The sequence below is a fragment of the Kitasatospora sp. NPDC001225 genome, assembly GCF_053597855.1.
In genome coordinates, this window is record NZ_JBSFJC010000200.1 from 1 (window position 1) to 10,187 (window position 10,187).

Annotated in this window: 10 protein-coding genes; 5 read left to right on the forward strand and 5 right to left on the reverse strand. The window is 71.6% G+C overall.

Going from position 1 to position 10,187, the window contains the following annotated elements:
- Window positions 1-79: 79 nt before the first annotated feature.
- Window positions 80-772, reverse strand: a complete 693-nt coding sequence (locus ACWDCZ_RS36635; RefSeq protein WP_117487461.1) for a hypothetical protein — start codon at window positions 770-772, stop codon at window positions 80-82.
- 132 nt (window positions 773-904) lie between these two features.
- Window positions 905-1,111 (reverse strand): hypothetical protein, encoded by a 207-nt coding sequence (locus ACWDCZ_RS36640; RefSeq protein WP_049651844.1) that lies wholly within the window; start codon window positions 1,109-1,111, stop codon window positions 905-907.
- A gap of 272 nt (window positions 1,112-1,383) precedes the next feature.
- On the opposite strand from ACWDCZ_RS36640, the gene ACWDCZ_RS36645 reads away from it, so the two are divergent.
- Complete coding sequence (locus ACWDCZ_RS36645) at window positions 1,384-2,361, forward strand: carbohydrate kinase family protein (protein WP_049651843.1); 978 nt, start codon at window positions 1,384-1,386, stop codon at window positions 2,359-2,361.
- On the opposite strand, the gene ACWDCZ_RS36650 is transcribed toward ACWDCZ_RS36645, so the two are convergent.
- Window positions 2,354-3,880: an aminotransferase class V-fold PLP-dependent enzyme gene (locus tag ACWDCZ_RS36650; protein WP_449818161.1), complete on the reverse strand. Its 1,527-nt coding sequence runs from the start codon at window positions 3,878-3,880 to the stop codon at window positions 2,354-2,356. The two genes, ACWDCZ_RS36645 and ACWDCZ_RS36650, sit on opposite strands and share 8 nt — an antisense overlap.
- Before the next feature lie 368 nt (window positions 3,881-4,248).
- Between ACWDCZ_RS36650 and ctaC the strand changes: the two genes are divergently transcribed.
- From ctaC to ACWDCZ_RS36670, 4 genes are all read left to right on the forward strand, one after another.
- Window positions 4,249-5,103 (forward strand): aa3-type cytochrome oxidase subunit II, encoded by an 855-nt coding sequence (ctaC, locus tag ACWDCZ_RS36655; RefSeq protein ID WP_049651842.1) that lies wholly within the window; start codon window positions 4,249-4,251, stop codon window positions 5,101-5,103.
- Window positions 5,100-6,875 carry an aa3-type cytochrome oxidase subunit I gene (ctaD, locus tag ACWDCZ_RS36660; protein ID WP_074000888.1) on the forward strand — a complete coding sequence of 592 codons (1,776 nt, stop codon included), beginning with the start codon at window positions 5,100-5,102 and terminating at the stop codon, window positions 6,873-6,875. Before ctaC ends, ctaD begins: the two co-directional genes overlap by 4 nt.
- The gene (locus ACWDCZ_RS36665) at window positions 6,875-7,297 is read left to right on the forward strand and encodes a cytochrome c oxidase subunit 4 (RefSeq protein WP_049651840.1); all 423 of its coding nucleotides are present in this window, start codon (window positions 6,875-6,877) and stop codon (window positions 7,295-7,297) included. Before ctaD ends, ACWDCZ_RS36665 begins: the two co-directional genes overlap by 1 nt.
- 188 nt (window positions 7,298-7,485) lie before the next feature.
- Window positions 7,486-8,742 (forward strand): Ig-like domain-containing protein, encoded by a 1,257-nt coding sequence (locus ACWDCZ_RS36670; protein ID WP_449818162.1) that lies wholly within the window; start codon window positions 7,486-7,488, stop codon window positions 8,740-8,742.
- Between the two features lie 29 nt (window positions 8,743-8,771).
- Here ACWDCZ_RS36670 and ACWDCZ_RS36675 read toward each other — a convergent pair whose 3' ends face one another.
- Together ACWDCZ_RS36675 and ACWDCZ_RS36680 are read right to left on the reverse strand one after the other, a co-directional pair.
- Complete coding sequence (locus tag ACWDCZ_RS36675) at window positions 8,772-9,143, reverse strand: GntR family transcriptional regulator (RefSeq protein ID WP_074000890.1); 372 nt, start codon at window positions 9,141-9,143, stop codon at window positions 8,772-8,774.
- 103 nt (window positions 9,144-9,246) lie between these two features.
- Window positions 9,247-10,187, reverse strand: a 941-nt coding sequence (locus ACWDCZ_RS36680; protein ID WP_449818163.1) for a cytochrome b N-terminal domain-containing protein, incomplete at its 5' end; no start/stop codon positions are given.

The following is a 10,187-nucleotide window of genomic DNA, read 5'->3' on the forward strand; positions in this document are numbered from 1 at the left end:
GATAAGCCCGCGGGGGACGGCGGCCCGGGGGTTACCCCGGGGGCCGCCTTTCCGTTTCCGCCCGCGGGCGCCGCGGCGCCTACCGCCCGGCGACGTCCGGGGTGACCGGGTCCGGTCCCATGTGCGGGTCGCCCTCCAGCGGCAGCTCCTGACCGCTCGTCCTGTCGACCACCGTCCGCCCGGCCAGCGGCGAGCGCAGGTCGGCCGCGACCGACTGCCGCTTGGCCAGCGCGTTGCACACCTGCCCCGGCTGGACGGTGGGCGGGCCCGGCACGACCAGCACGTCCACCCGGCCCGGCTGCGACTCGTCCGCCTTCAGCGCGTACGTGGTGCAGACCCCGCCGAAGAAGTAGACGGTCAGCTTGGTGGTGCCGTCCACCCGGTAGGCGACCGGCGGACGGACGGGCGCGTCCGAACCGTTCGGGTTCGGCTCGCCCACCGCGATCCCGTTGCCCGGGGGAGTGGCCGGGGCCGGCTGCCCGGGCGGGGGCGAGGCCGGGCTGGGTGTGAAGCCGGTCGGCGGCTGGGCCGGCTGCGCGGCCCCGGAGGAACTCCCGGTCGGAGCCGCCGAGGACGGGCTCGCGGAGTCCGCCGGGGCCTGCGGCGAGGCACTGGCCGAGGCGGACGCGGCGGCCGAGCCGCTCGTCGCCGCGTCCGAGGCGGGCTTGCCGCCGCCGCTGCCGCAGCCGGCCACCGTCACCACCGCCGCCAGCACCAGACCCGTCAGGGCCACCGCTCGCCGACCGCGCCGGGGCATCGTCTCCAGATCCATCTGCACATCCTCCCGAGGGTTCAGCGGTGCCGCCTCCTCGCCGCTCCGCGCGGATGTGACGTGCTCCGGTCGGATCCGGTTCCACAGTGGTTCCGCGGCGGTTCCGCGCGCGGCTGATCCGGTCCGGCGGGCTCAAAAGCCGTACTCGGCCATCCCGGCGACCACCCGCTGGGCCCCGGAGGACACCCGGAAGCCGGTCGAGGCGGGGGCGACGGGCTCCGGGCCGGCCGCGAGCTGCGGCCAGAACCGGCGCAGCCGCCGGGAGGAGTCCAGCAGGGCGTCGAGCGTCTCGCCGTCCTCGGTCCGCAGGACGGGCAGGGCACAGTGGTCGGTCATCATCCGGTATCGCTCCGATCCAGGGCCGCGGCCACGCTGCCGCGGTCGACGACGGGGCCCGCACGACGGGCCCCCCACGGCCGACCCTAGGCAGGGGCCCGGCCGCCCACCAGTGCTACCGGGAGGTAGTACACGGAGGAGGGCGACGGGTGCCACCATGGCCGTGGGGCGGCAACTTGCGGCACTCTTGCCGGGCGCTCCCCGGGGCCGGGTACCGTAGGCGGGTTCGTCCCCGCCTGCCCGCTGGCCCCGCAGCCACCCTGAGGAGACCCCCCGTGCGTATCGCCGTCGCCGGCTCGATCGCCACCGACCACCTGATGACGTTCCCCGGCCGGTTCGCCGACCAGCTCGTCGCCGAGCAGCTGCACACCGTGTCGCTGTCCTTCCTGGTCGACACCCTGGACATCCGCCGCGGCGGCGTCGCGCCGAACATCGCCTTCGGCATGGGTGTGCTCGGCCTGCGCCCGGTCCTGGTCGGCGCCGCCGGTGCGGACTTCGCCGAGTACCGCAGCTGGCTGGAGCGCAACAACGTGGACTGCGACTCCGTCCACATCTCCGAGACCCGGCACACCGCGCGCTTCATGTGCACCACGGACGAGGACCACAACCAGATCGCCTCGTTCTACACCGGTGCCATGGCCGAGGCCCGCAACATCGAGCTGAAGCCGATCGCCGACCGCGTCGGCGGCCTGGACCTCGTCCTGGTCGGCGCCGACGACCCGCAGGGCATGGTCCGCCACACCCAGGAGTGCCGCACCCGCGGCTACGCCTTCGCCGCCGACCCCTCCCAGCAGCTGGCCCGCCTGGAGGGCGAGGACATCCGCGAGATCGTGGACGGCGCCGCGTACCTCTTCACCAACGAGTACGAGGCCGCGCTGATCGAGACCAAGACCGGCTGGGGTGCCGAGGAGCTGCTCACCCGCGTCGGCACCCGGATCACCACCCTGGGCAGCAAGGGCGTCCGGATCGAGCGCAAGGGCGAGGCGCCGATCGTGGTCGGCTGCGCCAAGGAGGAGGCCAAGGTCGACCCGACCGGCGTCGGCGACGCCTTCCGCGCGGGCTTCCTGGCCGGCCTGTCCTGGGACCTCGACCTGGAGCGCTCCGCCCAGATCGGCTGCATGCTCGCCACCCTGGTGATCGAGACCGTCGGCACCCAGGAGTACGAGCTGCGCCCGGCCGCCTTCCTGAAGCGCTTCGAGGAGGCCTACGGCGCCGAGGCGGCCACCGAGATCAGCGCCCGCCTGGTCAAGTAGTCCGCCGGACGACGAGGTAGGCCGAGCCCCGGTCGCCGCCGTACTCGGCGGCCGGGGCCTCGCCCGCGTACTCCTGTCCGCGCATCCCGCACCAGGCCGGGATGTCCAGCCGGGCCGCCTCGTCGTCCGCCAGCACGACGACCGTGCCACCCGGCGGCACCTCGCCGATCCGCTTCGCCAGCTCGATCACCGGCAGCGGGCAGCGCTTCCCCAGCGCGTCGATCACTGTGACCCGCCCGCTCGCCTCCGGGCGCTCGGACCCGGCGCCGACGCTCCTCGCTCCGGCACTCCCTCCTTCGTCGGTCGCTTGTCGCTCCTCGCTTTCGGCACCGGCGCGCCCTTCGGTTCGGGGCGCAGCCCCGATCGCGGCCGGCGCCGGCCCGGGAGCCGGCAGGTCCAGCCCGAGCGGCGCCCGGACGCCGGCCACCAGGTCCGGCAGCACCGCGAGGAAGCGCTCCACGTCCGCCTCGGCCGTCCCGTACGGCAGCGAGACCCGGACGTTCCCCTCCGTGAGCACCCCCATCGCCGCCAGCACATGGCTGGGCGTCAGCGTGGACGAGGTGCAGGAGGAGCCGGAGGAGACCGCGAAGCCGGCCCGGTCCAGCTCGGTCAGCAGCACCTCCCCGTCGACGTACAGACAGGAGAAGGTGACGATGTGCGGCAGCCGCCGCACCGGGTCGCCGACCACCTCGACCTCGGGCACCAGCCGCGGCACCCGGGTGCGGATCCGCTCCACCAGCGCGTGCAGCCGGGCGTTCTCCCGCTCGGCCTCGGCCCGGACGGCGCGCAGCGAGGCGGCCGCGGCCACGATCGCCGGGACGTTGACGTAGCCGGGCACCCGGCCGCCCTCGCGCTCGTCGGCCGGCAGCGGCGAGGCGTACCGGACGCCCTTGCGCACCGCCAGCACCCCGACCCCGGGCGGGCCGCCCCACTTGTGGGCGCTCGCGGTCAGCAGCGACCAGCCCGCCGGGACGTCCGCCCGACCGGCGCTCTGCGCCGCGTCCACCAGCAGCGGGACGCCGGCCCCGGCGCACAGCGCGGCGACCTCGCCGACCGGCTGCACCGTCCCGACCTCGTGGTTGGCGCTCTGCAGCGCGGCCAGCGCGGTGTCCGGTCGCAGCAGCGCGGCGAAGGCCGCCGGGTCGGCCCGGCCGCCCCGGTCGACCGGCGCCACCGACACCTCGCCCCCGGCGCTTTCGTGGCGTTCGGCGACGTGCAGCACGCTGGAGTGCTCCACCGCGGAGTGCACGAAGTGGCCGCCGCGCCGCCGGTTCCCGGCCAGCGCGCCCAGCAGGCCGAGCTGGACGGCCTGGGTGCCGCTCGCGGTGAAGGAGATCTCGTCCGCCCGGGTGCCCAGCACCGCGGCCACCGTCTCGCGGGCGGCGTCCAGCAGCATCCGGGCCTGCCGGCCGGAGCGGTACAGCCGGGCCGGATCGGCCCAGCCCTCGTCCAGGGCGGCGGTCAGCGCCTGCCGGGCGACGGGGTGCAGAGGGGCCGTCGAGGCCGCGTCGAAGTACACGGTCACATTTAACGACACACCCGGCCGCGTCCCCGGTCGGTCGGGCGGCTCACCCGCCGTCAGTCGATCATCCCGAATGTCCGCTTCGTCCGCGCCCGACGGGCCGTCACGGGTGTCGCCCGAGGTCATCCCCCGATCGGGCGTACGGACCTCGAATGCCTACGATGACCTGCGGCGCAGCCCCCACCGGGCCTGATCGGGCTAGCGGGCGGCGCGTTACCGGGGGCTGCCCGTCAGGAGCGCATAAGGCTGGAGTAGGGTTTGGCCCGCATAAGCATTCAAACCGTGCCCGTGGACGGGTCGCCGGGGAGGCTCACACTCCTCCCCGGGGCGACGCGAAGGCGGGCGAGACTTCGGGAAGGCGCTACGTGAGTCCCAACGGCTCCGACCGCTCGCCGCGGCGCACGATGCGGCGGAAGCTGCCTCAGGCGCTGGCACTGGGCCTCGTCATCGCGACCGCCACCGGCTGCTCGGCCAACGACCTCCCCAGGCTTGGCCTCCCGAGCCCCGTCACCAAGGAAGGGCCCATGGTCCTCCAGATGTGGCAGGGCTCCTGGATCGCGGCGCTGGTGGTCGGCGTACTGATGTGGGGTCTGATCATCTGGAGCGTGATCTTCCACCGGCGCAAGCGCACCGGTGTGGAGGTCCCCCCGCAGACCCGGTACAACGTGCCCATCGAGGCGCTCTACACCGCGGTCCCCATCATCATCGTCTCGGTCCTCTTCTACTTCGTCGCCCGCGACGAGTCGAAGCTGACGGCCACCTCCGAGAAGCCGCAGCACTACGTCAACGTGGTGGGCTTCCAGTGGAGCTGGGCGTTCAACTACGAGAACACCGAGACCCCCGACCCGGCCAACAAGGACGCCGCGTACGACGTCGGAACCCCCAAGGAGGTTCCGACGCTGTGGCTGCCGGTCAACGAGTCGGTGCAGTTCCGCCTCACCTCGCGTGACGTCATCCACGACTTCTGGCCCGTCAACTTCATGATGAAGATGGACGTCGTGCCGGGCGTGGTGAACAAGTTCGAGGTCACGCCGACCGTCAAGGGCGAGTACATGGGCAAGTGCGCCGAGCTCTGCGGCGTCGACCACTCGCGCATGCTGTTCAACGTCAAGGTCGTCGACCGCGCCGACTACGACAAGCACCTGGCCGAGCTTCGCGCCAAGGGCCAGAACGGCTGGGTGCCCTCCGGCCTCATCGGCATGGGAAGTGAAGAGAAGTGACCATCCTCAACGAGCCCGCCGCGGCCGGCGGGGGCGCCGATGCCGTCACGGTCGGGGCGCAGCGGACCCGGAAGCCGGGTTCCACCATCATCAAGTGGCTGACCACCACTGACCACAAGACGATCGGCACCCTGTACCTGGGCACGTCGTTCGCCTTCTTCCTGATCGGTGGCATCCTCGCCCTGGTCATGCGTGCCGAGCTGGCTCGTCCCGGGACCCAGATCCTGTCGAACGAGCAGTTCAACCAGGCGTTCACGATGCACGGCACGATCATGCTGCTGATGTTCGCGACGCCGCTCTTCGCCGGCTTCGCGAACTGGATCATGCCGCTCCAGATCGGCGCACCGGACGTGGCGTTCCCGCGTCTGAACATGTTCGCGTACTGGCTGTACCTCTTCGGCTCGACCATCGCGGTGGCCGGCTTCGTGACCCCGAACGGCGCCGCCGACTTCGGTTGGTTCGCCTACTCCCCGCTGTCCGACGCGGTGCACTCGCCCGGCGTCGGCGGCGACATGTGGATCATGGGTCTGGCCTTCTCCGGCTTCGGCACGATCCTCGGTGCGGTCAACTTCATCACCACGATCATCTGCATGCGCGCTCCGGGCATGACGATGTTCCGGATGTCGATCTTCGTCTGGAACGTCCTGCTGACCTCGGTGCTGGTCCTGCTGGCCTTCCCAGTGCTGGCCGCCGCGCTGTTCGCCCTGGAGGCGGACCGCAAGTTCGGTGCCCACGTCTTCGACCCGGCCAACGGCGGGGCGATGCTCTGGCAGCACCTGTTCTGGTTCTTCGGCCACCCCGAGGTGTACATCATCGCGCTGCCGTTCTTCGGCATCGTGTCGGAGATCATCCCGGTCTTCAGTCGCAAGCCGATGTTCGGCTACTCCGGCCTGATCGCGGCCACCATCGCGATCGCCGGTCTGTCCGTGACGGTGTGGGCGCACCACATGTACGTCACCGGACAGGTACTGCTGCCGTTCTTCTCGTTCATGACCTTCCTGATCGCGGTCCCGACCGGTGTGAAGTTCTTCAACTGGGTCGGCACCATGTGGAAGGGCTCGCTGAGCTTCGAGACCCCGATGCTCTGGACGGTCGGCTTCCTGGTCACCTTCCTCTTCGGTGGTCTGACCGGTGTCCTGCTGGCCTCCCCGCCGATCGACTTCCACGTCTCGGACTCGTACTTCGTCGTTGCCCACTTCCACTACGTGGTCTTCGGCACCGTCGTGTTCGCGATGTTCGCCGGCTTCCACTTCTGGTGGCCGAAGATGACCGGCAAGATGCTGGACGAGCGCCTCGGCAAGATCACCTTCTGGACGCTGTTCTTCGGCTTCCACACCACCTTCCTGGTGCAGCACTGGCTCGGCGCGGAGGGCATGCCCCGCCGCTACGCCGACTACCTGGCCTCGGACGGCTTCACCACCCTGAACACCGTCTCGACCATCGGCTCCTTCGTGCTCGGCCTGTCGATCCTGCCGTTCCTCTACAACGTCTGGAAGACCGCCAAGTACGGCGAGAAGGTCACCGTGGACGACCCGTGGGGCTTCGGCCGCTCGCTGGAGTGGGCGACCTCCTGCCCGCCGCCGCGGCACAACTTCCTCACCCTCCCGCGGATCCGCTCCGAATCCCCGGCCTTCGACCTCCACCACCCGGAGATCGCCGCGCTGGACTACCTGGAGAACCACGGTGAGCCGGCCAAGCACCTCGCCGGCGTGACCCCGGCGAAGTACGACGCCCCGAAGCTGGGCAAGGGCAACAAGGAGGGCGACGCCTGATGAAGGAACAGGGAAAGATCTTCCTGGGCCTGTCGGTCTTCGTGCTGGCCATGGCCATCACCTACGGCCTGTGGACCAACTCCGACACCAACGGCCCGGGCCTGGAGGCCGCCGGTACCACGGCGCTGTTCCTGGCCTTCGCGCTGTGCGCCTTCATCGGGTACTACCTCGCCTTCACCGCCCGCCGGGTGGACAGCGGCGCGGGTGACAACCCCGAGGCCGAGGTCGCGGACGACTCCGGCGAGCTGGGCTTCTTCGCCCCGCACAGCTGGCAGCCGCTCTCGCTGGCGCTCGGTGGCGCGCTCGCCTTCCTGGGCGTGATCTTCGGCTGGTGGCTGATGTTCTGGGCCGCCCCGATCATCATGATCGGCATCTTCGGATGGGTCTTCGAGTTCTACCGCGGCGAGAACCAGAACCAGTAGGGTTCGCGCTCGTGCACCAGGGCCGGTCCTCCCGTACGGGGGGACCGGCCCTGCCGCGTTCCCGGACGCCGCTGCGTCCCCGGGATGACGGCCTCACTCAGCTGGGTGAACCGGATGTCCCTCGGATGTCGCTTCACCGGGGGCGTTCCTACGATCTGATCAATCGTGCGAAACCTTCGGAGGCGGCCATGGCCGACAGGCGCGGAATCGCAGCTCTCGGCGGCATCTCGCTGGCCCTCGCCGTGCTGGCCCCGCTGGCCGGCTGCACGGCCGGGGACGAGGAGCCCGTCGGACCGCACCGGGTCGACGCGGCCCCGCTGGTCCACCTCTCGGCGGACGCCAAGGCCGACCCCTCCCAGCCGGTCACCGTGACGGCCGTCCAGGACAGCCGGCTCACCGACGTCACCGTGGTCGGCCCGGACGGCCGGGTGGTCGCCGGGAAGCTCGCCGAGGACCAGCGCAGCTGGCAGACCACCGGCCGGCTCAAGGCCGCCACCGCGTACACGGTGCGGATCTCCGCCGACGACGGCAAGGGCGGCCGCGGCGACACCACCGCGAGCTTCAGCACCCTCGCCGCCGAACGCCTGCTCACCGCCAAACTCGGCCCGGACTCCTCCGGCAGCGGCGTCTACGGGGTGGGCCAGCCGCTCACCGTGGAGCTCTCCGAGGCGGTGAAGGACCCCCAGGCCCGCCAGGAGGTCGAGCGCGCCCTGACCGTCGGCTCCCAGCCCGCCGTCACCGGCGCCTGGTACTGGGTGGACGACAAGAACCTGCACTTCCGTCCGGAGGAGTACTGGCCGGCCGGGACGACCGTCTCGCTGGCCTTCGACGGCACCGGCAGCCGGATCGCCGACGGCCTGTACGGCGGTGACCGCAGCTCGCTGAAGCTGCGGATCGGCGAGCGGGTGGAGTCGGTGATCGACGCGGCCGCCCACGAGCTCACCCTGAAGCGTGACGGCGAGGCGCTGCGGACCATCCCGGTCACCACCGGCAAGCCCGGCTTCGACACCCGCAACGGCGTCAAGGTGGTGCTCGGCCAGGAGCGGTCGGTCCGGATGAACGGCGAGACGATCGGGATAGCGCCGGGCAGCACGGAGTCCTACGACCTCGACGTGCTCTGGGCCACCCGGGTGACCTGGAGCGGCGAGTACGTCCACGCGGCGCCCTGGTCGGTCGGCTCGCAGGGCGTCGAGAACGTCAGCCACGGCTGTACCGGCATGAGCACCGGCAACGCCGAGTGGTTCTTCCAGCACACCCGGGTGGGGGACCTGGTGACGGTGGTGAACAGCCGTGGCGGCCGGATGGAGCCCTTCGGCAACGGCTTCGGGGACTGGAACATCGCCTGGACGGACTGGGTCAAGCACAGCGCCTCCGGACAGCCCGTCAGCACCACCGCACCGGCCTCCCAGGCCCCCGCCGCCGGGATGGTCCGCCCCGAGCTCTGAGACCCCCTGAGGCCCCCTCCGGGGGGCGCTCAGCCCTGCGGGTAGGCCAGCCGCAGGGCGGTGTCCACGGCGGCCAGGGCCTCCGCGCGGGAGACGCCCAGGCGGCTCGCCCGGGCGGCGTACTCGGCGGCGGCCTCGGCGGCCAGCCGGTGCGCGGCGTCCCCGGTGGCGGCGATCAGCGTGCCGCGCCGGCCGTGGGTCTCCACCACGCCGTCCGCCTCCAGCTCGCGGTAGGCCCGGGCGACGGTGCCGGCCGCCAGCCCCAGCTCCTCGGCCAGGGCGCGGACGGTGGGCAGCCGCAGCCCGGTCGGCAGCTCGCCGGAGCGGGCCCGGTCGGCGATCTGGGCGCGGATCTGCTCGTACGGGGGAGTGGCCGAGGCGGGGTCGACGGACAGCTGCACGGGGGCTCCAGGTGGCGCGGGCGGCGGGTACGGGAAAGCCCGAGGGCCGCCGACCAGAACTCTGGTCAGCGGCCCTCGGGGTGACGCGGTGGTGCCTACGGGATCAGTGGTGGCCGTGGCCGCTGGTGATCTCGTGGTGCTCCTCGGCGGTCGGCTTGGGGATCTGGCTGCCCTCGCCGTAGAAGCCGCGGGAGAGCTTGGCCCGGGTGCGGGTGACGACGCCGGCCTTGCGGGCCACGCCGTTCTCGTCCGTCTGGGCCGGCAGCTCGACCGGCTGGTTCTGGTCGTGCGCGGTGAGCTTGTACAGGTCCTTCTGCGGCAGCTGGGTGTGCACCTCGACGAACTCGCCGTGCGGCAGGCGCTTGATGACGCCCGACTCGCGGCCGTGCAGCACCTTCTCCTTGTCACGGCGCTGGAGGCCGAGGCACCAGCGCTTGGTGATGATGAAGACGACGACCGGGACGACGAAGAAGCCGACGCGGACGAAGTAGGTGACCGAGTTGATCGACAGGTGCAGGTGGGTGGCGAACAGGTCGTTGCCACCGGCCATCAGCAGGATCAGGTAGAGGCTGATCCAGGCGGCGCCCAGGGCGGTGCGGACCGGGGCGTTGCGCGGGCGGTCCAGGATGTGGTGCTCGCGCTTGTCGCCGGTGATCCAGCCCTCGATGAACGGGTAGGCCGCGATCGAGACCAGGACCAGCGGGAAGATCGCCAGCGGGACCATGACACCCAGGTTGAGGGTGTGGCCGCCCCAGACGCTGATCTCCCAGCCGGGCATGATCCGGATCAGGCCCTCGGAGAAGCCCATGTACCAGTCCGGCTGGGCGTCCGTGGACACCTGGTCGGGACGGTACGGGCCGTACGCCCAGATCGGGTTGATCGTGGCGATCGCCGAGATGACGGCGATGAGGCCGAACACCAGGAAGAAGAAGCCACCGGCCTTGGCCATGTAGACCGGCATCAGCGGCATGCCGACGACGTTCTTCTCGGTCCTGCCGGGGCCCGCCCACTGGGTGTGCTTGTGGTAGAAGACCAGGATCAGGT